Origin of the sequence: Palleronia salina (assembly GCF_900141995.1) — a bacterium.
GTDB classification, from domain to species: Bacteria; Pseudomonadota; Alphaproteobacteria; order Rhodobacterales; family Rhodobacteraceae; genus Palleronia; species Palleronia salina.
In genome coordinates, this window is the sequence record NZ_FQZA01000001.1 from 372,006 (window position 1) to 397,090 (window position 25,085).

The 25,085-nt window shown below is 67.6% G+C and carries 25 protein-coding genes; 9 read left to right on the forward strand and 16 right to left on the reverse strand.

Annotated features, from left to right (window positions below):
- Nucleotides 1–46 precede the first annotated feature (46 nt).
- The 3 genes from BUB76_RS01805 to rplM form a co-directional block, all read right to left on the reverse strand.
- The gene (locus tag BUB76_RS01805) at nucleotides 47–265 is read right to left on the reverse strand and encodes a tautomerase family protein (protein WP_073126032.1); all 219 of its coding nucleotides are present in this window, start codon (nucleotides 263–265) and stop codon (nucleotides 47–49) included.
- A 99-nt stretch (nucleotides 266–364) separates the two neighbouring features.
- Nucleotides 365–853, reverse strand: coding sequence for a 30S ribosomal protein S9 (gene rpsI / locus BUB76_RS01810; protein ID WP_073126034.1), 489 nt, complete (start codon nucleotides 851–853; stop codon nucleotides 365–367).
- The gene (gene rplM / locus BUB76_RS01815; protein WP_073126037.1) at nucleotides 853–1,317 is read right to left on the reverse strand and encodes a 50S ribosomal protein L13; all 465 of its coding nucleotides are present in this window, start codon (nucleotides 1,315–1,317) and stop codon (nucleotides 853–855) included. Before rplM ends, rpsI begins: the two co-directional genes overlap by 1 nt.
- A gap of 387 nt (nucleotides 1,318–1,704) precedes the next feature.
- Between rplM and speD the strand changes: the two genes are divergently transcribed.
- The 3 genes from speD to speE all read left to right on the forward strand — a co-directional run bounded on the left by speD (nucleotide 1,705) and on the right by speE (nucleotide 3,648).
- Nucleotides 1,705–2,193 (forward strand): adenosylmethionine decarboxylase, encoded by a 489-nt coding sequence (speD, locus tag BUB76_RS01820; protein ID WP_073126039.1) that lies wholly within the window; start codon nucleotides 1,705–1,707, stop codon nucleotides 2,191–2,193.
- Between the two features lie 100 nt (nucleotides 2,194–2,293).
- Complete coding sequence (locus BUB76_RS01825) at nucleotides 2,294–2,800, forward strand: 2'-5' RNA ligase family protein (RefSeq protein ID WP_073126041.1); 507 nt, start codon at nucleotides 2,294–2,296, stop codon at nucleotides 2,798–2,800.
- The gene (gene speE / locus BUB76_RS01830; RefSeq protein WP_073126044.1) at nucleotides 2,797–3,648 is read left to right on the forward strand and encodes a polyamine aminopropyltransferase; all 852 of its coding nucleotides are present in this window, start codon (nucleotides 2,797–2,799) and stop codon (nucleotides 3,646–3,648) included. Before BUB76_RS01825 ends, speE begins: the two co-directional genes overlap by 4 nt.
- A gap of 7 nt (nucleotides 3,649–3,655) precedes the next feature.
- On the opposite strand, the gene BUB76_RS01835 is transcribed toward speE, so the two are convergent.
- Nucleotides 3,656–3,919, reverse strand: coding sequence for an usg protein (locus BUB76_RS01835; RefSeq protein WP_073126046.1), 264 nt, complete (start codon nucleotides 3,917–3,919; stop codon nucleotides 3,656–3,658).
- A 197-nt stretch (nucleotides 3,920–4,116) separates the two neighbouring features.
- Here BUB76_RS01835 and gyrA point away from each other — a divergent pair, with 197 nt between their 5' ends.
- The gene (gene gyrA / locus BUB76_RS01840) at nucleotides 4,117–6,894 is read left to right on the forward strand and encodes a DNA gyrase subunit A (RefSeq protein WP_073126048.1); all 2,778 of its coding nucleotides are present in this window, start codon (nucleotides 4,117–4,119) and stop codon (nucleotides 6,892–6,894) included.
- Here gyrA and BUB76_RS01845 read toward each other — a convergent pair.
- Entirely contained in the window at nucleotides 6,834–7,343 is a 510-nt protein-coding gene (locus BUB76_RS01845) for a BLUF domain-containing protein (protein WP_073126051.1), read from the reverse strand. The two genes, gyrA and BUB76_RS01845, sit on opposite strands and share 61 nt — an antisense overlap.
- A gap of 197 nt (nucleotides 7,344–7,540) precedes the next feature.
- Between BUB76_RS01845 and BUB76_RS01850 the strand changes: the two genes are divergently transcribed.
- Genes BUB76_RS01850 through gluQRS form a run of 3 tightly spaced genes read left to right on the forward strand, consistent with a single transcriptional unit; the run spans nucleotide 7,541 to nucleotide 10,336 of the window.
- A complete protein-coding gene (locus BUB76_RS01850) occupies nucleotides 7,541–8,077 on the forward strand; it encodes a DoxX family protein (RefSeq protein ID WP_073126053.1) in 537 nt (178 codons plus the stop codon).
- A gap of 47 nt (nucleotides 8,078–8,124) precedes the next feature.
- A complete protein-coding gene (gene trmFO / locus BUB76_RS01855) occupies nucleotides 8,125–9,483 on the forward strand; it encodes a methylenetetrahydrofolate--tRNA-(uracil(54)-C(5))-methyltransferase (FADH(2)-oxidizing) TrmFO (RefSeq protein WP_073126055.1) in 1,359 nt (452 codons plus the stop codon).
- 7 nt (nucleotides 9,484–9,490) lie between these two features.
- Entirely contained in the window at nucleotides 9,491–10,336 is an 846-nt protein-coding gene (gluQRS, locus tag BUB76_RS01860; protein WP_073126515.1) for a tRNA glutamyl-Q(34) synthetase GluQRS, read from the forward strand.
- Here gluQRS and hisI read toward each other — a convergent pair.
- Nucleotides 10,317–10,676: a phosphoribosyl-AMP cyclohydrolase gene (gene hisI / locus BUB76_RS01865; protein WP_073126058.1), complete on the reverse strand. Its 360-nt coding sequence runs from the start codon at nucleotides 10,674–10,676 to the stop codon at nucleotides 10,317–10,319. The genes gluQRS and hisI overlap by 20 nt on opposite strands.
- 67 nt (nucleotides 10,677–10,743) lie before the next feature.
- On the opposite strand from hisI, the gene BUB76_RS01870 reads away from it, so the two are divergent.
- Nucleotides 10,744–11,193 carry an iron-sulfur cluster assembly scaffold protein gene (locus BUB76_RS01870; RefSeq protein WP_073126059.1) on the forward strand — a complete coding sequence of 150 codons (450 nt, stop codon included), beginning with the start codon at nucleotides 10,744–10,746 and terminating at the stop codon, nucleotides 11,191–11,193.
- A 605-nt stretch (nucleotides 11,194–11,798) separates the two neighbouring features.
- Here BUB76_RS01870 and recG read toward each other — a convergent pair.
- From recG to sciP, 4 genes are all read right to left on the reverse strand, one after another.
- Nucleotides 11,799–13,883, reverse strand: coding sequence for an ATP-dependent DNA helicase RecG (gene recG, locus BUB76_RS01875; protein WP_073126062.1), 2,085 nt, complete (start codon nucleotides 13,881–13,883; stop codon nucleotides 11,799–11,801).
- Nucleotides 13,880–16,186 carry an NAD-dependent DNA ligase LigA gene (gene ligA, locus BUB76_RS01880; RefSeq protein ID WP_084140492.1) on the reverse strand — a complete coding sequence of 769 codons (2,307 nt, stop codon included), beginning with the start codon at nucleotides 16,184–16,186 and terminating at the stop codon, nucleotides 13,880–13,882. The genes recG and ligA overlap by 4 nt, the downstream gene beginning before the upstream one ends.
- Before the next feature lie 82 nt (nucleotides 16,187–16,268).
- Complete coding sequence (gene ctrA / locus BUB76_RS01885; RefSeq protein WP_073126064.1) at nucleotides 16,269–16,982, reverse strand: response regulator transcription factor CtrA; 714 nt, start codon at nucleotides 16,980–16,982, stop codon at nucleotides 16,269–16,271.
- Nucleotides 16,983–17,083: 101 nt separating this feature from the next.
- Nucleotides 17,084–17,362 carry a CtrA inhibitor SciP gene (gene sciP / locus BUB76_RS01890; RefSeq protein ID WP_073126067.1) on the reverse strand — a complete coding sequence of 93 codons (279 nt, stop codon included), beginning with the start codon at nucleotides 17,360–17,362 and terminating at the stop codon, nucleotides 17,084–17,086.
- Between the two features lie 135 nt (nucleotides 17,363–17,497).
- Between sciP and mnmA the strand changes: the two genes are divergently transcribed.
- Nucleotides 17,498–18,634, forward strand: a complete 1,137-nt coding sequence (mnmA, locus tag BUB76_RS01895; RefSeq protein ID WP_073126069.1) for a tRNA 2-thiouridine(34) synthase MnmA — start codon at nucleotides 17,498–17,500, stop codon at nucleotides 18,632–18,634.
- 123 nt (nucleotides 18,635–18,757) lie between these two features.
- Here mnmA and lpxB read toward each other — a convergent pair whose 3' ends face one another.
- From lpxB to bamA, 6 genes are all read right to left on the reverse strand, one after another.
- Complete coding sequence (gene lpxB / locus BUB76_RS01900; RefSeq protein WP_073126072.1) at nucleotides 18,758–19,882, reverse strand: lipid-A-disaccharide synthase; 1,125 nt, start codon at nucleotides 19,880–19,882, stop codon at nucleotides 18,758–18,760.
- The gene (locus BUB76_RS01905; RefSeq protein WP_073126074.1) at nucleotides 19,879–20,706 is read right to left on the reverse strand and encodes an LpxI family protein; all 828 of its coding nucleotides are present in this window, start codon (nucleotides 20,704–20,706) and stop codon (nucleotides 19,879–19,881) included. The genes lpxB and BUB76_RS01905 overlap by 4 nt, the downstream gene beginning before the upstream one ends.
- Nucleotides 20,703–21,500, reverse strand: coding sequence for an acyl-ACP--UDP-N-acetylglucosamine O-acyltransferase (lpxA, locus tag BUB76_RS01910; protein WP_236737833.1), 798 nt, complete (start codon nucleotides 21,498–21,500; stop codon nucleotides 20,703–20,705). Before lpxA ends, BUB76_RS01905 begins: the two co-directional genes overlap by 4 nt.
- Nucleotides 21,497–21,943: a 3-hydroxyacyl-ACP dehydratase FabZ gene (gene fabZ, locus BUB76_RS01915; protein WP_073126077.1), complete on the reverse strand. Its 447-nt coding sequence runs from the start codon at nucleotides 21,941–21,943 to the stop codon at nucleotides 21,497–21,499. Before fabZ ends, lpxA begins: the two co-directional genes overlap by 4 nt.
- 79 nt (nucleotides 21,944–22,022) lie before the next feature.
- Nucleotides 22,023–22,712 (reverse strand): OmpH/Skp family outer membrane protein, encoded by a 690-nt coding sequence (locus BUB76_RS01920; RefSeq protein WP_084140493.1) that lies wholly within the window; start codon nucleotides 22,710–22,712, stop codon nucleotides 22,023–22,025.
- Nucleotides 22,666–24,978, reverse strand: coding sequence for an outer membrane protein assembly factor BamA (gene bamA / locus BUB76_RS01925; RefSeq protein WP_236737834.1), 2,313 nt, complete (start codon nucleotides 24,976–24,978; stop codon nucleotides 22,666–22,668). Before bamA ends, BUB76_RS01920 begins: the two co-directional genes overlap by 47 nt.
- Nucleotides 24,979–25,085: the final 107 nt, after the last annotated feature.

Below are 25,085 nucleotides of genomic sequence, written 5' to 3' on the forward strand. Positions count from 1 at the left end.
CAGAGCTTTACCGGAAGGGTGGTGCGCGACGCCGCGATGGCCAGTCTCAGCCCTCGGCCTTCAGCGCCAGCGCGCGCTCGGTCGTCCAGACGCCCTTGGTGCCGCCCCAGGCGCCGGTGCCCACCTCGTGGATGCGCACGGATGTGGCATCGGCCATGGCGGCGCCGGCAACGGGGCCGAAACCGGCCACCACCTCGGCGATCATGGCTTCCTTCTCGGCGGCGTCGAACACGCCTTCCATCACCTGAATATCGATCAGCGGCATGGGAGCCCTCCAGTCATGACACGAGGGCGATTGTACCAGAGCGGCACGAAAAAAGGGACCGCCGAGGCGGTCCCTTTCGTGTGTCCGGTTGGACGCGACTTAACGCTTCGAGAACTGGAAGCTCCGGCGGGCTTTCGCGCGGCCGTACTTCTTGCGCTCGACCACGCGGCTGTCGCGGGTCAGGAAGCCGGCGGCCTTCAGCGCGCCGCGCAGGCTGGGATCATAAAGCTGCAGCGCCTTGGACACGCCGTGCTTGACCGCGCCGGCCTGGCCCGACAGGCCGCCGCCCTTGACGGTGGCCATGACGTCGAACTGGCCTTCGGTGTTCGACACGGTGAAGGGCTGCTTCAGGATCATCTGCAGCACGGGACGCGCGAAGTAGGCGTTCACGTCCTTGCCGTTCACGGTGACCTTTCCCGAGCCGGGCTTGATCCAGACGCGGGCGACCGCGTCCTTCCGCTTGCCGGTGGCGTAGGACCGGCCCAGCTCGTCGCGGACGGGCTCGCGCGGGGCTTCGGACTCGACTTCGGCCGAGCTGCCCGAGACGGCCTGGTTCAGCTCTTCGAGCGAGGTGACTTCTTCAGCCATTACTTGACCTCCCGGGTGTTCTTGGAATTCATCGCTTTCACGTCGATGATCTCGGGCTTCTGGGCCTCGTGGCCGTGCTCGGTGCCTGCATAGACGCGCAGGTTGGTCATCTGCTGACGGCTCAGCGGGCCGCCGGGCAGCATGCGCTTGACGGCTTGCATGACCACGCGCTCGGGGTGGGCGCCTTCCAGGATCTGGCCGGTGGTGCGGGACTTGATGCCGCCCGGGTAGCCGGTGTGCCAGTAGTTGGGTTTGTCACGCTTGCGACCGGTCAGCTGGACCTTGTCGGCGTTGATGACGATGATGTTGTCGCCCATGTCCATGCTGGGCGTGAACGACGGCTTGTGCTTGCCGCGCAGACGCATGGCGATGATCGAGGCAAGGCGGCCCAGGACGACGCCCTCGGCGTCGATCACGTACCACTTCTTCTCGATATCCGCCGGGGTAGCGGTAAAGGTTTTCATTGTCGGTCCTGTTCTCGGATGTCCGGGCGACGGGGCGCGAAGGCCCTGCCGCCTGTGGCGTTCGATGGCGGCGTTCTAAGACCGGAGACCACCCGCGTCAATGCGCACCTTCCTGTTTTAGGGACGTGAAAACAATGGTTTGCAATTAAGGTATCAATTTACCCCACATATTTCGGCGAATATTCCGGCCCTTAGAGGGTGCGCCTGTCGCAACGGACCGCCAGCCGCGGGATTTTTCGGAAGTTTTCTCTTGCGCGGTGGGGGCACCATCGTTAGGTGCGCCTCACGAGCGGGGACGATCCCAACTTCGGGCGACGTTATACGATACGACCTGGGGGGGCGCTAAGGACCCACGGATTCAATCTACTGGCTGAAAGGGGAGTTCCTATGGACGGAGCCAACCTCTTCCAACTGGGGATCGGTCTGGAGACAGGCGCCCAAGCGGAAGACATCACCGCACGCGATCTTTTTGACGAAGAGCGCGACGATCACTTCATTCGTGACGACGAAGGCCGCGTTTTCGCGGGCCGTCACCTGATCATCGAGGTCGTGAACGGCCACGGTTTGGATGACGAGGCCCGCATCCAGCAGGCGTTCCGCGACTGCGTGGATACCTGCGGCGCGACGCTGCTGCACATCCACACCCACAAGTTCAGCCCCCAGGGCGTGAGCGGCGTGGCCGTGCTGGCCGAAAGCCACATCAGCGTGCACACCTGGCCCGAGATCGGCTATGGCGCGTTCGACGTGTTCATGTGCGGCGACGCCAAGCCCTGGCTGGCGGTCGACGTGCTGAAGAAGGCCTTCGCCACGCCCGACGTGCGGGTGAAGGAACTGCTGCGGGGCGATGGCCTGGTGACCGAAACCGTCGCCGCCTGAGCACCGCCCGACAGCGTTTTCCATCGGGGGGCCAACGGCCCCCCGTTTTCGTTCCGGCCCCGCGATTGCCGGACGATGGCCCCGGAATACATCGCGCGCCATGGCCATGATCCTGACATTCGGCTTCGACGCCGCCAGCTTCGCCCGGCTCGAGCCACTCCGGCAGCGTCATTTCCCGGCCGCGCGCAATTTCATCCCGGTCCACGTCACCCTGTTCCAGCAGCTGCCGCCCGATCACCTGCCGCGCATCCTGGCCGACCTCGCGGCCGAGGGGCGCGGGCCCGCCCTGCCCTTCACCGCCACCGGCATCCTCGATTTCGGCGGCGGCGCCGCGATCGACCTGGAATGTCCGCCCGCCAAGGCGCTCCAGCAGCGGTTGCGCAAAAGCTGGCAGGAGATCCTGAGCGACAGCGACGACCGGGGCAGCAAGCTGCACGTGACGGTGCAGAACAAGGTGGACCGGGATACCGCGCTGGCGGCCCAAGCCACGCTGCGGGCGGGATTTTCACCGTGGGAGGGTCTTTTGGACCGGCTGCACCTGTGGCACTACCGCGGCGGACCGTGGGAACACATCGCAACCGTACCGCTGCAGGGGGACCGAGAATGACCGACATGACCGGATGGAGCGTCGAGCGCCTTCACGACGATCACAGCCAGGCCCTGCGCGTGTCCGAGGTGCTTTACGACAACAAGACCGACCACCAGCGGCTGCGCGTGATCGCGAACCCCACCTTCGGGCGGGTGCTGACGCTGGACGGCGTGGTTCAGGTGACCGAGGCCGACAATTTCATCTACCACGAGATGCTGACCCACGTGCCGATTTTCGCCCACGGCGCGGTGAAAAGGGTGCTGATCGTCGGCGGCGGCGATGGCGGCATGGCGCGCGAGGCTTTGCGCCATCCCGTCGACAGCGTCACCATGGTCGAGATCGACGGCGGCGTGGTGGATTTCTCGAAGGAATACCTGCCGTCGATCAGCGCCGGCGCCTTCGATGACCCGCGGCTCGATCTGCAGATCGCCGACGGGGCCGAGTTCATGAAGACCACCGATGGCGGCTTCGACGTCATCATCATCGATTCGACCGATCCGGTGGGCCCGGGGGAAGTGCTGTTCACCGACCACTTCTACGGCCACGCCAAGCGCGCGCTGGCGCCCGGCGGCATCCTCGTGACCCAGAACGGCGTGCCCTTCATGCAGGGCGGCGAGCTGACCGGCACGCTGCGCGCCTTCGGAACGCTGTTCGCCGACGCCTATTGCTACCTCGCGACCGTGCCCACCTATGCCGGGGGGCCCATGGCCTTCGGCTGGGGCACCGACAGCGACGCGCGGCATGTCCCGCTCGAGCTTCTCACGGACCGTGTCGCGCAAAGCGGGCTCGACTTCGGCTACTACAGCGCCGAAGTCCACAAGGCCGCCTTCGCCCTGCCCGGCTACGTGAAGAAGCTGTTCCCCTGACGCGCGGCTAGTGCAGGTTGAATTCCCCCGTCACGTTCCGCCATTCGCCGGGCGCGATCATCTTGCGATGGGTGAAGCGCACGGAATGCAGCGGCCCCTCTATCTCGCGCTGCCAGTACTCGACGAATTCGAACAACCGCGGGTGGTCGGGCGCCAGATCGTAGTCCTGCCAGACGAAGCTGTTGAGAACGTTACGATAATCCGGCATGCGGTAGTAGAATTCGGCAGTCGTCAGCCCATAGCCCTTCAGCATCAGTTCGGTTTCGGTCATCACGGGATCCCCTTACAGAATGCCCCCCTTGCCCCTCGATGCTGCCACGGTGCGATGAAAGGTCAATGAAAACAGTTTGTTATCACTCGCCAGGCTTGGCTGCCATGGCCGAAAAGACGCAATCATTGCACCCCATATCCATGTGCTGATATAGAAATTTCAACAAGATATTGAGCGAGCGATAAGGAAGATCCAGCGTGAGCGACCGGCCCGATCCCCCAAAGGATATTGACGAAAACGGCCCCGAAGGCCCCGGCCCGCAAGGCCCCTCGATCGACATCGTGGACGAGATGCAGGCGTCGTTCCTGGACTACGCCATGTCGGTCATCGTGTCGCGGGCGATCCCCGACCTGCGCGATGGCCTGAAACCCGTGCACCGGCGGATCCTTTACGCCATGCACGAAACCGGCAACACCTTCGACAAGCCCTACCGCAAGTCCGCGCGCCCCGTGGGCGACGTCATGGGCCAGTATCACCCGCACGGCGACAGCGCGATCTACGAGGCGCTGGTGCGGATGGCACAGGACTTCTCCATGTCGCTGCCGCTTTTGGACGGCCAGGGCAATTTCGGCTCCATGGACGGGGATAGCGCGGCGGCCATGCGCTATACCGAGGTGCGGATGGACAAGCCCGCCCGCGCTTTGCTGACCGATATCGAGAAAGAAACGGTCGATTTCCAGGACAACTACGACGGCAAGCAGCTTGAGCCGACGGTCCTGCCCGCCCGCTTCCCCAACATGCTGGTCAACGGTGCGGGCGGCATCGCCGTGGGCATGGCGACGAACATCCCGCCCCACAACCTGGGCGAGGTCGTGGATGCCACGCTGGCGCTGATCGAGGATCCGGATCTGAGCTCGGAACGGATCATGGAGATCATTCCCGGTCCCGACTTCCCGACCGGCGGCATCATGCTGGGCCGCTCGGGCGCGCGGAAGGCCTATCTCGAGGGGCGCGGCAGCGTCATCCTGCGGGCCAAGACGCGCGTCGAGGAGATCCGCAAGGACCGCTTCGCCATCGTGCTGGACGAAATTCCGTACCAGGTGAACAAGGCCGCGCTGGTCGAGCGGATCGCCGACCTGGTGAAGGAAAAGAAGCTGGAAGGCATCTCGGCCGTCCAGGACGAATCCGACCGCGTCGGCGTGCGCGTGGTGGTCGAACTGAAGAAGGACGCCACCCCGGACGTGGTGCTGAACCAGCTTTTCCGCTTCACGCCGATGCAGACGAGCTTCGGCTGCAACATGCTGGCGCTGCATGGCGGCCGCCCCGAGCAGCTGACCCTGCGGGATTTCCTCACGCATTTCATCACCTTCCGCGAGGATGTCGTCGCGCGGCGCACGGCCTACGAGCTGCGCAAGGCGCGGGAACGCAGCCACATCCTGTGCGGCTACGCGGTCGCCGTCAGCAACGTGGACGAGGTCGTGGCGACGATCCGCGCCTCGGCCGACGCGCCCGAGGCCCGCATCAAGCTGATGGAGCGGCGCTGGCCCGCCGAGGAGATCGCGCCCTTCATCCGGCTGATCGACGATCCCAGCCACACGATGAACGACGACGGCACCTACAACCTGTCCGAGGCGCAGGCCCGCGCCATCCTGGAGCTGCGGCTGCAACGCCTGACCCAGCTGGGCGTGAAGGAAGTCACGGACGAGCTGGAAGAGCTGGCCGGCAAGATCAAGGACTACCTGGACATCCTGCGCTCGCGCGACCGGATCATGGGCATCATCGCGGACGAACTGCGCGAGGTGCGCGAGGATTTCGCGGTGCCGCGCCGCACGGAAATCGTCGACTGGTCCGGCGACATGGAAGACGAGGACCTGATCGAGCGCGAGGAAATGGTCGTGACGGTCACCCAGTCCGGCTATATCAAGCGCACGGCCCTGGCCGATTTCCGCGCCCAGCGGCGCGGCGGCAAGGGTGTCTCGGGCGGCGCGCTTAAGGACGACGACGTGGTCACCACCCTGTTCGTCGCCAACACGCACACGCCGCTGTTGTTCTTCACCACCGACGGCATGGCCTACAAGCTCAAGACCTGGCGCCTGCCCTTGGGCGGCCGCACCTCGAAGGGGAAGGCGATCGTCAACATCCTGCCGATCCCCCAGGGCGTCAGCATCGCCGCCATCATGCCGGTGGACCGCGACGAGGATCACTGGGACGACCTGCAGATCGTCTTCGCCACCAGCGCGGGCACCGTGCGGCGCAACAAGCTGAGCGATTTCACCAACGTGAACCGCGCGGGCAAGATCGCCATGAAGTTCGAGGGCGAGGATGAGGGCGTGCGCCTCATCAACGCGCGCATCGCGTCGCCCGATGACGACGTGATGCTGGTAACGGCGCAGGGCCGCGCCATTCGCTTCCCGTCCACCGACGTGCGGGTCTTCAACTCGCGCAGTTCGCTGGGCGTGCGCGGCATCCGGCTGGCCGATGGCGACGAGGTCGTGTCCATGGCCGTCATCCGCCATTTCGAGGCCACCCCGGACGAGCGGGCGACCTATCTGAAGATGCGTCGGGCGATGGCCGGCCTCGGCGACGATGCCGAGGTCGAGCCCGACGAGGACGAGGTGGCCGGCGACGCCGCCGAGTTCAGCCAGGAACGCTATGCCGAGATGTCGGCGGCCGAGGACCTGATCCTGACCATCACCGCGGGCGGCTCGGGCAAGCTGTCATCCTCGCACGACTATCCCGTGCGCGGCCGCGGTGGTCAAGGCGTGATGGCGATGGACAAGGCGATGCGGGGCGGCCCGCTCCTGGCCAGCTTCCCGGTCGAGATGGACGACCAGATCATGCTGGCCACCTCGAAGGGCCAGTCGATCCGGGTGCCGGTGGACGGGATCAGCTTCCGCTCCCGCGCGGCCGGCGGCGTGCGCGTGTTCAATACCGGCGCGGGCGAAGAAGTGGTCAGTGTCGCCTGGATCGCCGATCAGAGCGACGCCGAGGCCGACGCCGAAGGCGGCACCACCGACGAGACCGGCGAAAGCTGAGGCCTGGGCCCGCCGCGTCTTGGACGTGGCGGGTCGGCCAGCCCCAGCTCGATCCGCTGGCAGACCGACAGCAGGAAATAGATCGCCTCGGCGCCGTCGGCGCCCGGGCGGCCCTGCGGATGATCCACGTCTCGCAGGAAGGTGGAAAGCGACAGGACCGTCGGGTCCGACACGCCCATGCGCCAATCCTCGAAACGACGTTCGGTTACTGCGCCGCTTGCCAAAAGCAGGATATCGCGGTGCCTTGGATCACGGGCCAATCGGGCCCAGAGCGCCGACAGCGGTTCGGCGGGCCCCTCGACATACTGGAGGAATTCGCCCTCTTCGTAGTGCAGGTAGCCGGTGAGGCCGGCCCGCGCGTTGTTGCGCATGGACGACCGCAGGATGGACGCGTAGCGCGCCGCGCCCGGCGCCACCAGCGCCGTGCTCCGATAAACCAGGTATTGCATCCGGGCTCCTCCTTCCCGTTCAAGGCGATTAGGAGCGACCGGGGCCACGAGATCAAGAAAATTGACCCTGCGTCACCGTCTTTTCCACAGGAAATCCGCCCGGAGACAGCCACCCGCCGCAGTTCGGCGCGGCGAGCGTCACAAATTTGCCCTCGGATTCCACCATTGTTCAAGGAGCTACCGAAAGGGGGTCAGGGGTGCTGCCATACTCGCCGCTCAAATCGATGCTGTTGCCCGTGGTGCGCCTGCTGATCGGGTCGTATTTCCTGGCGGGCATCGGGCTGATCGACAGTTTCGCGGGGGTCGACCTGCTGTCCGTCGTCATCCCCGTCGAGCTGGCCGAGATGGTCACCGCCTTCGTGCTCTACGGCACGTCCCTCGCGGTCATGCTGGGCATCTTCGTGCGCCCCGCCGCGTTGATCCTGGCGGTGTTCTTCTTCTGGAGCAGCTACTTGCAATACGCGCCGGACTTCACCCTCGCCAACCTGACCGGGTTCTGGCAGGACATGGCGCTGGTCGGCGCGGTCCTGCTGATCGCCGAAATATCGCCCGAGCGACGGCTCCGCATGCGCCGCACGACGCCGCGGCGGCTGAACGTGGTGCGCAATCCCATCGACGGCAGACCCCAGCTGAGACAGGACGCCCGCGCAGATGCGCGCGTGGCCGCCGCGCTGCGCACGCCCCGCCCGACGACCGAGGCATCGGACAACATCTTCCGCGACCAGCCGATCTGACCCTCGCCGCCCTTCCATAGCGCCGCCCGCTGCCTTACATCGGCGTCATGGCAGAGACACTTCATATCATCGGCGGCGGCATGGCCGGATCCGAGGCCGCGTGGCAGGCCGCGAACGCGGGGCTCGACGTGGTCATCCACGAGATGCGGCCCAAGGTCGGCACCTTCGCCCACCAGACCGGCGACCTTGCCGAGATGGTCTGTTCGAACTCGTTCCGGTCGGACGACGACGAACAGAACGCCGTGGGCCTTCTGCACTGGGAAATGCGCGCGGCGGGCGGTTTGCTGATCGCCATGGCCGACCGCCACCGCCTGCCCGCGGGCGGCGCGCTGGCCGTGGACCGCGAGGCCTTCGCCCAAGCCGTCACCGCGACCCTGCGCGACCATCCCCGCGTACGGGTCGAGGGGGGCGAGATCACCGAGCTGCCCCGCGACGGCCACTGGATCATCGCCACCGGCCCGCTGACCTCGACCGCGCTGGGACAGGCCATCGCGGCCGAGACGGGCACCGACGCGCTGGCCTTCTTCGATGCCATCGCGCCCATCGTCCACCACGACAGCATCGACATGTCCAAGGCCTGGATGCAGTCGCGCTATGACAAGGGTGAGACCGAGGAAGAGCGCACCGCCTACCTGAACTGCCCCATGGACAAGGCGCAGTACGACGCATTCATCGACGCGCTGCTGGCCGCCCCCAAGACCGAGTTCCACGAGGGCGAGACCGCGGGCTATTTCGACGGCTGCCTGCCGATCGAGGTCATGGCCGAACGCGGGCGCGAAACCCTGCGCCACGGCCCGATGAAGCCCGTGGGCCTGACCAACCCCCACGCGCCCGATGTGAAACCGCATGCCGTGGTCCAGCTGCGCCGCGACAACAAGCTGGGCACGCTCTACAACATCGTGGGCTTCCAGACCAAGATGAAGTATGGCGCGCAAACCGATGTTTTCCGGACGATTCCGGGACTTGAGAACGCGCGCTTCGCAAGGCTTGGCGGCATCCACCGCAACACGTTCCTGAACTCGCCCACGCTGCTCGACGACCAGATGCGCCTGCGCAGCGCGCCGCATATCCGCTTCGCCGGTCAGATCACCGGGGTCGAGGGCTACGTCGAATCCGCCGCCATGGGCCTGCTGGCGGGCCGGCTGGCCGTGGCCGAGCTGACCGGTCGCAGCCTGCCGCCGGTGCCCGACACCACCGCCACGGGCGCGCTGGTCACGCACATCACCGGCGGCGCCGAGGCCAAGACGTTCCAGCCCATGAACGTCAATTTCGGACTGTTCCCGCCCGTGGACCTGAAGGGCGGGCGGCGCAACCGGCCCGCGCGCTACAAGGCCTATACCGATCGCGCCAAGGCCGACTGGCAGAGCTGGCTTGCCGCGGGCGACGCGCAGCTCGCCGCCGAATGACGGCGTGATCGTCACCCGCTTCGCGCCGTCGCCCACGGGCCCGCTTCACCTGGGCCACGCCTATTCGGCGCTGACGATCCAGGCGCTGGCCGGAGACGCCGGACGCGTGTTGCTGCGCCTTGAGGATACCGACAGCACGCGGTCACGGCAGGAATTCGCGGCGCAGATCCTCGACGATCTGAGCTGGCTCGGGTTTCACTGGCAGGGCGAGGTCCGTACGCAGTCCGACCACCAGGCTGCCTATAACGCCGCGCTGAAGGATCTGGCCCGGCGCGGGCTGATCTACCCCTGCTCCTGCACCCGGGCCGACATTTCCCGCGCGGGGGCCAAGCTGGGGCTGCAGGGTCTCGTTTATCCCGGCACCTGCCGGCACCGCCCCATGTCCGAAGCGCAGGACGGCGATGCGCTGCGCCTGAACGTGGCCCGGGCCCTGGAACACGCGGGCGCCCTGCCCGCCTTTACCGAAACCGGCCCCCTGCACGCAGGCACGCACCAGCCCGATCCGGATACCTTGATCGACCGTATCGGCGATCCGGTCCTGCGCCGCCGGAGCACCGGCGATATCGCCTACGACCTCGCCTGTCCGCATGACGACGCGGCGCAGGGCGTGACCCACGTGATCCGCGGGGCCGATCTGTGGGACAGCACGCCGCTTCATGTCCTGATCCAGACAGTCATGGGGTGGCCGGTTCCGATCTATCACCATCACGCCCTTGTAACGGACGAGACCGGTCGCAGGCTGGCCAAAATCGATCGGTCCAAGGCCCTCGCGCGCTATCGCGACGAAGGCGTCAGCCATGCCGAGCTGATCGCGATGCTGCCGCCCCTGCCGATCACGCCTCTGGCGCCATGATCTCGACCTCGTCACCATCGCGGATCGCGGTGTAGAAACAGCTGCGCCGTCCGGTGTGGCAGGCGGGTCCCTCCTGCCGGACAAGCACCAGCAGGCAGTCACGGTCGCAATCCACCCGCATCTCGACCAGGTGCTGTACGTGCCCGCTGGTTTCGCCCTTGATCCAGAAGGACTGGCGCGAGCGGCTCCAATAGGTGACGCGGCCCGAGGACAGCGTCCTGGCGACTGCCTCGGCGTTCATCCAGGCCAGCATGAGGACCTCGCCGCTCTCCGCGTCCTGCGCGATGGCGGGCAGCAATCCGTCGGCGTCGAAGGTCAGGGTCGCGGGGTCGAAAGCCATGCAAAGGTCCCGTTGGCGTTTGGCGATGAAGGCCCTATCTAGGGGTCAAGCCGCGAAAGGGGAAGCCATGGCCGACAGCGACATGATCAAGCTCTATTCCGGGCGAATCCTGGAACTGACGGCGGACATTCCCCATACCGACCGGCTGGAGTCGCCGCAGGCCACCGTGCGCAAGCGCTCGCCGCTTTGCGGCTCGACCGTGACGGTCGATCTTTGCGTCGAGGATGGCCGCGTCTCGGCCTTCGCACAGGACGTGAAGGCCTGCGCTCTGGGCCAGGCATCCGCGGCGGTCGTCGGGCACGCGATCATCGGCTGCACCCGTGAACAGGTGGACACGGCGCGTGACCAGCTGCGCGCGATGCTGAAATCCGACGGCCCCGCGCCCGAGGCACCCTTCGATGAGCTGCATGTCCTCATGCCCGCGAAGGATTACAAGAACCGCCACGCGTCCATCATGCTGACCCTCGACGCGGCGTCCGAAGCCTTTGCCGAGATCGAGCAAAGCGCCTGCGCCTGAGCGCCGAGCCTTCTGGCAAGCGTCTTACCTGGGATCGCCGGCTGCGCGCCTGGAGCGCTGTCTGTGCGGGTCGTCTTCGGTTGAGTGACGATCCAGACCGATAGCCGTGAGTCCTTCTGGTGCAGGCCCCTCCCACGCCTCCGACCATCCAGAACGCTCGATCTGATTCCAGGCGGCACCGGTGCGAGACGCTGATCGCTCGATGCCGCACCACCCCCCCAAAAAAATCCGCCGCGCATCCGTGTGTGCGGATGGCGGCGGGCAAGGGACGCAGGTCGGATCGGCCAGAACGGGGCTGAGGCACCCCGGAGGCTTTGGGACAGAGATGGCACCGGCGGGATTGGGAAACCGACGGTACGCGTGGCCGATCAGGACAAGCGCGGGGCAGAAAACAGGGTCAGGACAGGACGGGGAAATGCAGCGCGGCGATCAGCATCGCCACCAGCGCCGACAGGCCGATCACATCCTCGACCAGCGTGTCGCAGCGGCGGACCGTCTTGGTGATTTGTTCGATCATGTCGGCATCTCCTCGTCGTGTTATTCTTTTGTTCTCATATCGCGCCGATTCAAGCAAGAACTTTTGCGGAACAAACGTGAACAAAATACTAACCTACTGAAATCAAACGGATCGCCTTGTCCTGCTCCATCAGCCACAAGAGGGTCCGCATGGCCTGCCCGCGCGGCCCCGACAGGTCGGGGTCGGCGGCAAGGCAGGCGCGTGCGTCGTCCTGCGCCATCGCCATGAGCCCGGCCTGCGCCTCGAGATCGGCAATGCGGAATCGCGGCAGGCCCGATTGCGCGTGCCCGATCAGGTCGCCCGCGCCGCGCAGGGCCAGATCCTCCTCGGCGATGCGGAAGCCGTCCTCGCTTTCGCGCAGGATTTCCAGCCGCCGGCGTGCCGTCTCGCCCAGCGGCGCCTGGTAGAGCAGCAGGCATGTCGACGCGGCCGATCCACGCCCGACACGCCCCCGCAACTGGTGCAATTGCGCGAGGCCGAAGCTCTCGGCTCGCTCGATCACCATGATCGACGCGTTGGGCACGTTCACGCCCACCTCGATCACCGTGGTCGCCACGAGGACCGGCGTCTCGCCCGCCACGAACCGCGCCATGGCGGCGTCCTTGTCGGCGGGCGGCATCTGGCCGTGGACCAGCCCCACCTGCCCTTCGCCCAATGCCGCGGCCAGGGCCTTGAACCGGTCCTCGGCCGCGGTCAGGTCGCTGACCTCGGAGGCGTCCACCAGCGGGCAGACCCAGTAGACCTGCCGCCCCTCGGCGATGGCGCCGCGCAGCCGCGCGATCACGTCGTCCAGCCGCGCCATGTTCACCAGCGCGGTCTGCACCGGTTTGCGGCCCGGCGGTTTCTCGTCCAGCACCGACACGTCCATGTCGCCGTATTGCGCCAGGCTCAGCGACCGGGGGATCGGCGTCGCGGTCATCACCAGGACGTCGGCCCGGTCGCCCTTGGCGCCCAGTTGCAGCCGTTGGCGCACTCCGAAGCGGTGCTGCTCGTCGACGATGGCCAGGCGCAGATCCGCGAAGGCGACATCGTCCTGGAACACCGCGTGGGTGCCCACGAGGATCTGGATGTCGCCCGCCGCCAATGCCGTCAGCTTGGCCGTCCGCTCGGCCCCCTTGTCGCGGCCCGTTAGGATCTCGAGCACCACGCCCACGCTTTCCGCTAGCGGTTGCAACGCCTCGAGATGCTGGCGGGCGAGGATCTCGGTTGGGGCCATCAACACGCCCTGCCCGTCCGCCTCGACCGCGACCAGCAGGGCGGCGAAGGCCACCAGCGTCTTGCCCGACCCCACGTCGCCCTGCAGCAGCCGGTTCATACGGGTGGTCGCGGCCATGTCGGCAGCGATATCCTCCATCGCGCGGGCCTGCGCGCCGGTCGGGCGGTAGGGCAGCGCGGCCAGCGCGCGATTCCGAAGCCGCCCGTCCCCCCGCGTCGCGCGCCCCGGCCGCGCACGTCGCTGCGCCCGGGCCAGCGCCAGGGTCATCTGGTGGGCGAGCAGTTCGTCATAGGCCAGCCGCGTGCGCGCCGCCGTCGCGGGCGACAGGTCCTTCGGCGTCCCGGGGGCGTGCGCCGCCGTCAGCGCCCCGCGCCAGTCGGGCCAGCCCTCGCGCGTGACCAGGTTCGGATCGATCCATTCGTCAAGACGCGGCGCCCGGTCCAGGGCCGAGGCGACGGCCCGCGCCATGACGCGCTGCGTGACGCCGGCGGTCAGGGGGTAGACCGGCTCGAACGCCGGGATGGCATCGGCTTCCTCGGGGCGCAGGATATGGTCGGGATGGGCCATCTGCGCCACGCCGTCGAACAGCTCGACCCGGCCCGACACCACGCGGCGCTGGCCGGTGGGCAGCTGCTTCGACAGCCAGTCGCCCTTGGCGTGAAAGAAGACGATGTAGAACGACGTCTCGCCATCCTGCACCTCGATCCGGGTGGGTCCCTTGCCGGCGGCCGGGATGTGGCGGCCCACCAGGACCTCGACCGTGACCGTGGCGGGCGGCACCACGTCGCGGATCGAGTTGCGCCGCGTGCGGTCGATGCCGGACTGGGGCAGCATGAACAGCAGGTCGCGCGGCTTTTCCACGTGCATCTGCGCGAAATGCTGGGCGGTCTTGGGGCCGACGCCATCCAGCTTGGTGAGGTCCGCGAACAGCGGGAACAGGGATTCGGGGCGGCTCATGCGCCGCCGATCAGGTCGTGCCAGCCCTGCTCGTCCACGGTCCGGACCCCCAGCTTCGCCGCCTTGTCGGCCTTCGACCCCGCGCCGGGACCGGCCACCAGCAGGTCCGTCTTGGACGACACCGAGCCCGAGACCTTGGCCCCCAGCGCCTCGGCCCGGGCCTTGGCCTCGGCCCGGGTCATGGTTTCGAGCGACCCGGTGAAGACCACGGTCATGCCGGCCACGGGGCTGTCGGTGGCGCGCTCGTCCCGCACCTCCTGCACGTCGAGCTGCGCGGCCAGCCGGTCGATCGAGGCGCGTTCACGCTCCTGCGCGAAGCTGGTCACGAGGCTCGCGGCCAGGACCGCACCGATGCCGTCGATCCCGGTCATGTCGTCCCAGGCGGCCTTCGCGTCGTCGATCGGCGGATCCTCGGCCCAGATCGCGTCCTTCACCGGCTTGATGCTGGCGCGGCGCCCTTCGGCGGCGGCGGCGGCACGCTCGGCCGCCTCGGCCTCCTCCGCGCGTTCATAGCGCCGCGCGGCGGGGGCGGCCGCGTCGCAGGCCGAGACGAAGGCCGACCACGATTCGTAATGGCGCGCCAGGTCCTTGGCCGCGACCTCGCCCACGTGGCGCAGGCCCAGTCCGAAGATCAGGCGGTTCAGCGGGATCTGCCGCCGGTCCTCGATGGCCTGGAACAGGTTCTCGGCCGATTTCTCGCCCCAGCCCTCGCGGTTCTTCAGCTGGGTCATCTGTCCGGGACCGTAGCGATCCTTCAGGGTGAAGATGTCCGCGGGCTCGGCGATCCAGCCGTCACGATAGAGCTCTTCCACCAGTTTCGAGCCCAGCCCCTCGATGTCGAAGGCGGCGCGGCTGACCAGGTGCTTCAGCTTCTCGATGGCCTGCGCGGGGCAGATCAGCCCGCCCGAACAGCGGCGCACCGAATCGCCGGGCTCGCGGATCGCGGCCGAGCCGCATTCGGGACACTCGGTCGGGAAGGCGTAGGTCGTGGCCTCGTCGGGACGTTTCGACAGGTCCACGTCCGCGATCTTCGGAATCACGTCGCCGGCGCGGTAGACCTGCACCAGGTCGCCCTCGCGGATGTCGCGGCCGTCGCGGATGGGCTGGCCCTGGTTGTCCCGCCCGGCGATGTAGTCCTCGTTGTGCAGCGTGGCATTCGACACGACCACGCCGCCCACCGTGACGGGTTCGAGCCGGGCAACGGGGCTCAGCGCGCCGGTGCGCCCCACCTGTATCTCGATCGCGTTGAGCCGCGTCCAGGCAAGCTCCGCCGGGAACTTGTGCGCCACCGCCCAGCGGGGCGTGGTCGAGCGCATGCCCAGGCGCCGTTGGTAGACAAGATCGTTCACCTTGTAGACGACGCCGTCGATGTCATAGCCGAGGTCGGCGCGATCCGCCTCGATCCCGCGATAGTGGTCGATGAGAGCCCGGGTGTCGTGGCAGAGGACCGTGCGGTCGTTCACGTCGAAGCCCATGGCGCGCAGCCGCTCCAGCGCCTCCATCTGGGTGTCGGCCAGGGGCGCGCTGACCTCGCCCCAAGCATAGGCGAAGAAGGCCAGCGGACGCGCGACGGTGATGGACGAATCCAACTGCCGCAGCGATCCGGCGGCGGCGTTGCGGGGGTTGGCGAAGGTCTTCTGGTCCGCTGCGCGCTGCCGGTCGTTCAGCGCAGCGAAATCGGCGTGCCGCATGTAGACCTCGCCGCGCACCTCAAGCACGTCGGGGGCGCCCTCGATCCGCTGGGGGATCGTGTCCACCGTGCGGGCGTTGGCGGTCACGTTTTCGCCCACCTCGCCATCGCCGCGGGTGGCGGCCTGGACCAGTTCGCCGTCTTCATAGCGAAGCGACAGCGAAAGCCCGTCGATCTTCGGTTCGGCGGTGAAGGCCAGCGGGTCATCGGCCCCAAGCCCGAGATAGCTGCGGACCGAGCGCACGAAATCGGCCACGTCGTCTTCGTCGAAGGCATTGCCCAGCGACAGCATTCGCTGCGCGTGGCGTACCTTCGAAAACCCGTCCGACGGCGACGCGCCCACCTGTTCGCTGGGCGAATCGGCGCGCTTGAGGTCGGGGAACCGGTCCTCGATGGCGGCATTGCGACGCTTGAGCGTGTCGTACTCGGCATCGCTGAGCGACGGGGCATCGTCCTGGTAGTAGGCCGCGTTCGCCTGGCCCAGGCGCGCGGCCAACGCATCCAGCGCGGCGTCGGCGTCTTCGCGGGTCAGCCCGCCCACGTCGAAATCGGCCGAAGGGTCGGTCGCCCTGTCGCGCGTCTCGCGCCCTGCCTCGCCGCCTGTTTCGGCCATCTACGCCCTCCGGACCTGATCCGGTCTGGTTCTAGGACGGGCGCGCGACCCCGTCCAGAAGGCGACCGCGCCGCGGGACCCGTCAGCCGGTTGCGGCGATGGGATTCGCGTCCGCGGCAGGCTCGGGGTCGCGCAGGACATAGCCGCGGCCCCAGACGGTTTCGATGTAATTGTCGCCGCCCGTCGCCTCGCTGAGCTTCTTGCGCAGCTTGCAGATGAAGACATCGATGATCTTGAGTTCGGGTTCGTCCATGCCGCCGTAGAGATGGTTCAGGAACATCTCTTTCGTGAGCGTCGTGCCCTTCCGGAGGCTCAGAAGCTCGAGCATCTGGTATTCCTTGCCGGTGAGGTGGATCGACCGGCCCTCGGTCTCGACCGACTTGGCGTCGAGGTTCACCACGATCTTGCCCGTGGCGATCACCGACTGCGAATGGCCCTTGGACCTGCGGATGATGGCGTGGATCCGCGCCACCAGTTCTTCGCGGTGGAAGGGCTTCGTCAGGTAGTCGTCCGCCCCGAAGCCGAACCCCTTGATCTTGGTCTCGGTGTCGTCGGACCCGGTGAGGATCAGGATCGGTGTGTTGATGCGCGCCAGCCGAAGCTGGCGCAGCACGTCGTGGCCGTGCATGTCCGGCAGGTTCAGGTCCAGAAGGATCAGGTCGTAGTCATAGAGCTTGGCCAGATCCACGCCTTCCTCGCCCATGTCGGTGGCATAGACGTTCAGGTTGGCATGAGTCAGCATCAGCTCGATGCTGCGCGACGTGGTGGGATCGTCCTCGACAAGCAAAACCCGCATCGTGGTCTCCGCGTATTTCCGTTGCCAGCAAACTGGCCCGGAAAGGTTAACGGCTCGTTACTGGCACGGCTTCATGGGCCGTCAAAAAAATCAGCATCAGCTTAAAGTTGTCGATATTTTTGCAACCTGGTGGCCTTCAGCGCTGCCTCGCCGTGTCGCTGCACGGCAGACGCCCAGCTGTCCAGCTCCTCGGGCGACAGGACGTAAAGGCGGCAAGCCTCGTCCCGGTCGATCAGCCCGGCCTCGATGGCCCTGAGAACGGCGGCCTTCCGGCTGGCCACCCATCGTTTCGTCTTCGGATCCGGCAGGTCCGCGCGGGTCATGACCTTCCCCCCCGGAAGCGTCACGGCGCGCGGGCCGTCGATTTTTTTCAGGTACATGTCTCACCCCATGTGTTTCAGCCCGGTGGTGATAGCGATCGCAGCCTTAAGGCCCGGTGAAACCCGGCCCTTGTGTGTATGGGGCATTTTCCTATATTCCGTGCGACCTACCCCATTGACCAAAGGCCCCTTGCCATGGCGCTCGATGCTTCCGTGAATTCGCTCGGTTTTGCCAAGCCCCCCGCGCAGACCCGCGTGGTGGTCGCGATGTCTGGCGGCGTCGACAGCTCGGTCGTGGCGGCCGAGCTCGCGGCCGAGGGCTATGACGTGGTGGGCGTGACCCTGCAGCTTTACGATCACGGCGCGGCGCTGGCCAAGAAGGGGGCGTGCTGCGCCGGGCGCGACATCCACGACGCGCGCCGCGTGGCCGAGGCGATGGGCTTTCCCCATTACGTGCTGGATTACGAGAACACGTTCCGCGAAGCGGTGATCGACGAGTTCGCCGACAGCTACCTGGCCGGCGCGACGCCCGTGCCCTGCATCCGCTGCAACGAGCGGGTGAAGTTCAAGGACCTGCTGGAGACCGCGAAGGACCTGGACGCCGATTGCATGGCCACGGGCCACTACATCCAGCGCAAGTCCGGCGCCCACGGCCCCGAGCTGCATTCGGCCGCCGACGCCAACCGCGACCAGAGCTATTTCCTGTTTTCGACCACCCCGGAACAGCTCGATTACCTGCGCTTCCCGCTGGGGCACCTGGCGACCAAGGACGAGACCCGCGCGCTGGCGGCGAAGCACGGGCTGTCGGTGGCGATGAAGCCCGACAGCCAGGATATCTGCTTCGTGCCGAACGGCGACTATGCCAGCGTGATCGAGAAGCTGCGCCCCGGCGCCGCCGATCCGGGCGAGATCGTCCACGCCGACGGCCGGGTGCTGGGCGAACATCGCGGCGTCATCCATTACACCGTCGGCCAGCGCCGGGGCCTTGGCATCGGCGGCCTGACCGAGCCGCTTTACGTGGTGAAGCTGGACGTCGAGAACCGGCGCGTCGTCGTCGGCCCGAAAGAGCTGCTGGCCACGCGCCGCGTCCCGGTGCGCGAGATCAACTGGCTGGGCGACGCGCCCTTCACCTCGCAAGAGGAATGGCACCTGGGCGTGAAGGTCCGCTCGACCCGCCCGCCGCGCGAGGCGGTCATTCGCCCGCTGAGCGAGACCGAGGCCGAGGTCGAACTGGTCGTGGCCGAGGAAGGCGTGTCGCCGGGCCAGGCCTGCGTGTTCTACGCGCCCGAGGGCAGCCGGATCTTCGGCGGGGGCTGGATCCACCGCGGGTAATCTCCGCTGCCACCCGGTCGCTTGGCGACGGGCGGTGCGCCGTGAGCATTTCGAGACCAGTGATGCAGTCAGGATGGACGTGGCGCGCGCTGCGCTCGGACCAGGTGCGATTGCCGTTGTATGCTAGGCGCCGAGCCCGTCCAGGACCGCCCCGGCGGCCCGCAGGCCGGGGGCTTCGCCATCCTCTCCGAGGGCCTGCATGGTCCGGGCGAGCGCCGCGTCCTGTGCCTCGGTCGCCGCGATGAGCCGGTCAAGCGCGGCGGCGATCGGCGCGGGCTGGCAGGCGGGGCCGAGGAATTCGGGGACGATCTTCTCGCCCACCACGAGGTTCACCAGCGTCACCGTGTCGATGCGCACCATGCGCCGCATGATCTGCCAGCTGAGCCAGTTCATCCGGTAGCCGATGACCATGGGCGTGCGGGCGCGTGCCAGTTCCAGCGACACCGTGCCCGACGCCGCCAGCGCCACGTCGGCGGCGGCAAAAGCGGCGCGTTTCAGGCCGGTATCCGCGGCGTCGAGGATGGTAAGGCCCTGCCAGCCCGCCGAAAGATCCCGCACCGCGTCGGCCACGTTCGGCGTGGCCGGCAGCAGCAGGCGCATCCCGGGATGCGCTTTTCGCAGGTCGTCCAGCGCCGCGCCGAAGATCGGCATGAGCCGCGTGACCTCGGACCGGCGCGACCCCGGCAGGACAAGGACCAACGGGCTGGTGCCGTCCCGAAGCCGCGACACGTCCGCGGGGTCCGGCGACGGTTCGGACACGACGGGATGGCCCACGAAGTCGCAGCGCATGCCGGCGGCCTCCATGAAGGGCGGCTCGAACGGCAGCAGCGCCAGAACCTGGTCCACATGCGGCGCCATCTTCGCGGCGCGGCCCGGCCGCCAGGCCCAGACCGACGGCGCCACGTAATGCACCGTCCGGATGCGGGCGCTGCGGCGGACCCGCTCGGCCACGCGCAGGCAGAAATCGGGGCTGTCGATGGTGATGAGCACGTCCGGCCGGCGGTCCAGCACCGCGTCCGCCGTCTGGATCATGCGACGCCGCAGATGCGGGTATTTCGGCAGCACCTCGGCCAGCCCCATGACGCTGAGCTCGTCCATGGGAAACAGGCTCTCCATCCCCTCGGCCTGCATCAGCGCGCCGCCCACACCGCTGAAGGTGACATCGGGGCGCAGGGCCTTCAGTCCCGCCATGAGCGCGGCGCCCAGCCGGTCGCCCGACGCCTCGCCCGCGATCAGGAACACCTTCATCGCGGCCGGACCCAGAGGTAGAGACCCCGGTCGCGCGCCAGCGCCATCGTCTCGTCCGCGTCCACGACCATGACGCCCTGCGCCTCGATCACGATCCCTTCGAGCCGAGCCCTGGCCGCGCGCGCGACCGTGCCGGGGCCGATGGTCGGCAGGTCGATGCGGCGGTCCTGCCCCGGCTTCGGCGCCTTGAAAAGCATCCCCCCCGCCGGAAGCTTGCGGTAGAGCGGGTTGGTATCGCCCTCTCCCTGCTCACCGCGCGCCGCGATGACGGTGTCGAGCATCCAGTCAGTTCCGGGCAGTGCCTCGACGGCAAGCGCCTGGCCGCGCGCGACCACGCAAGCCTGGCCCACGTCCGCGCCGCCCATGGCCGCGAGGATCGCCGACGCGCGGCCGGCATCGTGCTCGGCTCCCTTGGGGAGCGTGCCCACCGCGACGCCCTCGGGCGGCAGAAGCTCCGGCAGCAGCTCGTGCGCGCCGACCGGGATGATGCCGCGATCCTCGAACAGGCCCAGCACCATGCGCAGGGCCGCGTCGTCGCCCTGCCCCAGCACCTTCATCATCCTCGGCACCAGCGGCAGCGTCGCCGTATCCACGCGCTTGGCGTCGAGCTTGGGCCGGCGGATGGACCCGGCGAAGCAGATCCGCGTGACGCCCGCGCGTCCCAGGGTCTTGAGAAAACTGCCCAGCGTCTCGACCCGGAAGACGTGATCGACCTCCAGCCCGTCCGGCAGGAACCCTTCCAACGCGGCGATCCGGTCCGGTTGCACGCGCTCGGCCAGCAGGTGCGGCAGGCGGCCCTGCCCCGCGACGAGGCACAGAGTCATTTGGGCGTCAGGAAGCCGCGGTCGCTGGGCGACAGGATGAAATCGGTGATCTGGCGGACATAGTCGCTTTCCGTCTCGGCGGCGAGCCGCGAGGCGCGGTCCTGGAACGCCCCCTCGCCCTGCTTGAGCATCTGGAACGCCGCCCGCAGCGCGGTGATGTCGCCACGTGCCACGCCCTTGCGCTTCAGTCCCACCAGATTCAGCCCGTCAAGCTCGCCCCGCGGCGCCTGCACGAGCGCGTGGGGGATGACATCATGGGTAACCATGGTGACGGCGCCGATGATCGCGCCACGGCCGATGCGCACCCATTGGTGGATGCCCGACAGTCCGCCGATGATGACATCATCCTCGATCCGGCAATGGCCCGCCACGGCGGAGTGGTTCACGATGATGACCCGGTCGCCGACGATGGCATCGTGGGCCACGTGGCAGCCGGTCATCAGCAGGCAGTCGTCGCCGATCCTGGTCAGGCCACCACCACCCTCGGTCCCTGTGTTCAGGGTCACGTGCTCGCGGATGCGGCAGCGTGCGCCGATCTCGAGCCGGGTCTCCTCGCCCGCGAATTTCAGGTCCTGCGGGATCTCGCCCACCGACGCGAAGGAGAAGATCGTGGTCCCGGGCCCGACGCTGGTCTGCCCGGTCACGAGCGCGTGGCTTTTCACGGTCACGCCCTCGGCCAGGCTGACCTGCGGCCCGATGACCGCGAAGGGGCCGACGGTCACGCCCTCGCCGATGACGGCGCCGTCCTCGACCACCGCCTGGGGATGGATTTCAGCCGTCGCCGCGATGCTCACTTGGGCAGCTCCATCATGGCGGTGAACTCGGCCTCGCAGGCCAGTTCGCCCTCGACCTCGGCGCGGCCGTGGAACTTCCAGACCTTGCCGCCGCCGCGCTTTGTGGTGATGTGCATCTCCAGCCGGTCGCCCGGGATGACCTTGCGGCGGAACTTGGCGCTGTCGATGGCCATGAAGTAGACGAGGAAGTTCTTGTCGGCCAGGTCCATGTCGACACCCACCATGACCGCCGCCGTCTGGGCCATGGCCTCGATGATGGTGACGCCGGGCATGATCGGCGCGCCGGGGAAATGGCCCTGGAAATGCGGCTCGTTGAAGGTGACGTTCTTGATGCCGCGGGCGCTGTCGTGGCCCTCGATATCCTCGACCCGGTCCACCAGCAGGAAAGGGTAGCGGTGGGGAATGATCCGCTGGATCAGGTGGATATCGGCCGATTGGGTCATGGATCATCCTTTGCTGAAGGCTTGCGCGTGCCTAGCAAGCCAACCCGGGCGGCGCAAGAAACGGGCGCCGGGCGCGCGGTCAGTCCGCGGTATCCTGCGGCAGGATCGGCCCGGGCGCGGCATCGTCTCCGGCTCCGGACGACTGCGGTTCGATCTGGGGGGCCACGATCGGCAGGTCGCCACCGTCGCCGATCGTCGCGTCGATGCGGGCGATGGCGATGTCGGTGATGTCGGCGGAGTCCAGCACGCTCAGGACCGCGCGGCGGTCCAGCAGGACCAGTGCGCCGCGCTCGGCCAGGATGTCGCGCAGGATGGCACCCACCCGCCCGTAGAAGACCTGCCGCGCGTCATCGCGCAGACGCCCCACCGCGCGCAGCTTGGCGTCCTGCTCCTGCCGAAGGGTCGTCACGCGGTCGTCGAAGTCGCGCGCGCGGGCGCGGAACGTCTCGGGGTCCAGCGTGGGACGCTCATCGGTCAGCCGGCGTTCCTCGGCCACCAGATCGGCCTCGATGCGCCGGTTCTCGGCCGCGAGCGCGGTCGACGCACGGTCGATCTCGGCCAGGATGCGCTGGCCGAACTGGCTGTCGTTGAACAGACGCTCCTGGTCGACCACCGCGACGGCCAGACGGCCGGGATCGGACGGCACCGCGCCGCTCTGAGACGCTGCGGGCCCCGCCAGAAGAACGGCAAGGCCCAGCAGGCACAGCGCGACGGCGCGCAGATCAGAAAGAGGTCGAAACCGAGATGTTGAAGACCTGCGTACGGTCATAGGGCTCCTTCGACAGGGCCTTGGCAAAGTTGAACCGCAACGGCCCCAGCGGCGTGGTCCAGAAGACCGACACACCCACCGCCGTGCGGAGCGAGAAGCCGTCATCGACCGCGTTGCCGCCGAACCCTGCGGTGTCGTCGAGCGACCAGACCGAGCCGGCATCGAAGAAGACGCCGCCCGAAATCCCGTATTCCTCGGGCAGACCCAGCGGGAAGTCCGCCTCGAGCCGGGCCACGGCATAGATGTTGCCGCCCAGGGCATCCTCGTTCGGCGCGTTGGTGTCGCGCGGACCAAGGCCCAGCCGCTCGAAGCCGCGCATCTGCCGGGTGTTGAGGAAGAACCGGTCGGTGATGCGGGTCGTGTCGCCGTTGAGCGCGTTGATCGCCCCGCCTTCCAGCGTGGCGCGCAGGGTGACCTCTTCGTTCCAGACTCGGGTCTGGGCGGTGCCGCTGGCGGTGGTCTTGATGTATTCGCTATCGCCGCCGAGACCGGCAAGCTCCTGGCCGAAGCGCAGCAGAACGCCGGTATTGGGGTCGAGCCCGGTCCGGCGGGTGTCGTAGGTGTAGGTATACCCGATGGACGACGTGTAGGCCGCGCCCTCCTCGCGCTGGATGATGGGCGAGCTGTTGGCGTCCACGTCCAGGATGCTTTCCTTGGCCAGGCGGTAGGACAGCTGAAGACGGCCGCGTTCGCTGACCGGGAAGGTCAGTGCCGGGCTGAAGCCCACGACGCGGGTGTTGTACTCGGCCTCGTCGAAATCCGAGGTGTCGTAGAAGACGCTGAACCGCGCGGCCAGGTCGCGTCCCAGGAAATACGGCTCGACGAAGGTCAGGTTCGACGAGGTCGCATCGGTGCCGGTCGAGATGTTGAAGCTCAGCGTCTGGCCACGGCCCAGGAAGTTGCTTTCCTGGTAGCCCACGTTCAGGCCGATCCCGCTGTCGGTGCTGTAGGCGCCGCCCAGCGACAGCGAGCCGGTGGGCTGCTCTTCCACGTCCACGTCGATGATGACCTGGCCCGGGCCGGTGCCGTCGCGGGCCTCGACATCGGCGTTCGAGAAATACCCCAGGGCGCGGATGCGCTCGGCCGCGGCGCGGATTTCACGCGGGTTGAACGGGTCGCCCTCGACCATGGTGAACTCGCGGCGGATGACGCGGTCCAGCGTGGTGGCGTTGCCCTCGATGTCGATACGCTCGACGAAGATGCGCGGCCCACGCTCCAGCACGAAGTTCACGTTCAGGCGCAGGTTGCGCGGGTCACGGGTGATCTGCGGCGTGGCGCGCACGAAGTTCAGGCCATTGCGGATCGCCAGGCGTTCCATCCGGGTGACGGCGTTGTCGACGGCCTGCGGCGAATAGGTCTGGCCCGGGTCGATCTGCGACACGGCCAGATACTCGGCGGCATTGAGGCCGGGGATCTCGCTCGACGCCGTGACGGAACCGAAATCGAAGCTGGGGCCTTCCTCGACGTTGAACGTGATGAAGAACGCGCCGCGGTCGCGGGCCAGCTCGTTCGTGACGCTGAGGATGCGGAAATCGGCATAGCCGCGCGACTGGTAGAAATCGGTCAGCAGCTGGCGGTCGAAGGCGATCCGGTCCGCAACGAAGGTGTCGCGGCCGATGATGGCGCGCAGCAGCCCGGCCTGCTTGGTCGCCAGCACCCGGCGCAGGCGCCGGTCCGAGAAGTCGCGGTTGCCCACGAAGGACAGGCGCTCGATCTCGGTCACGCGGCCTTCCGCGACTTCGAAGACCAGGTCGACCTGGTTGTCGCCGCGGCGGATGATGCGCGGGGTGACGGTCGCGGCCAGGCGGCCGCTTTGCTGATAGGCATCGGCGATGGCGGCGGCGTCGCTTTCGGCCACGTTGGGCGCGTAGACGCGGCGCGGCGTCGACTCGATCAGGGCCGTCAGTTCCTCGTCGTCCAGGCGGCTGTTGCCCTCGATGTTGATGCGGCGAATGGTCGGCCATTCGTTGACGCGCACCACCAGGGTGCTGCCCGACGGCGCGATCTCGACCGTCTCGAACAGGCCCGCGTTCTGAAGGCGTTGGTAGGCGGCGTTCAACTCGCCCGCGCTGACGGTCTGGCCGCGCGGCAGATCCAGAAGCGACACGATCGAATTGGGGTCGACGCGTTCGTTGCCTTCGACCCGGATATCGTTGAACTGAAAGGATTGCGCCCGCGCGTCGCCGGCCGAGAAAGCCGTCGCCAGCAGAGCCATGAGGCCGATGATCGAAAGCCAACCGCGCAGCCCGGTTCCCCACCTGCCCATCGCGTAATCCATACCCGTGTCCCGATCCTGCCCCTAGGTGGAATCTGACTAGCGGGATTGCGACACCTTGTCAAAACGCCAAAGGGCCCGCGTCCGGTTCCGACGCG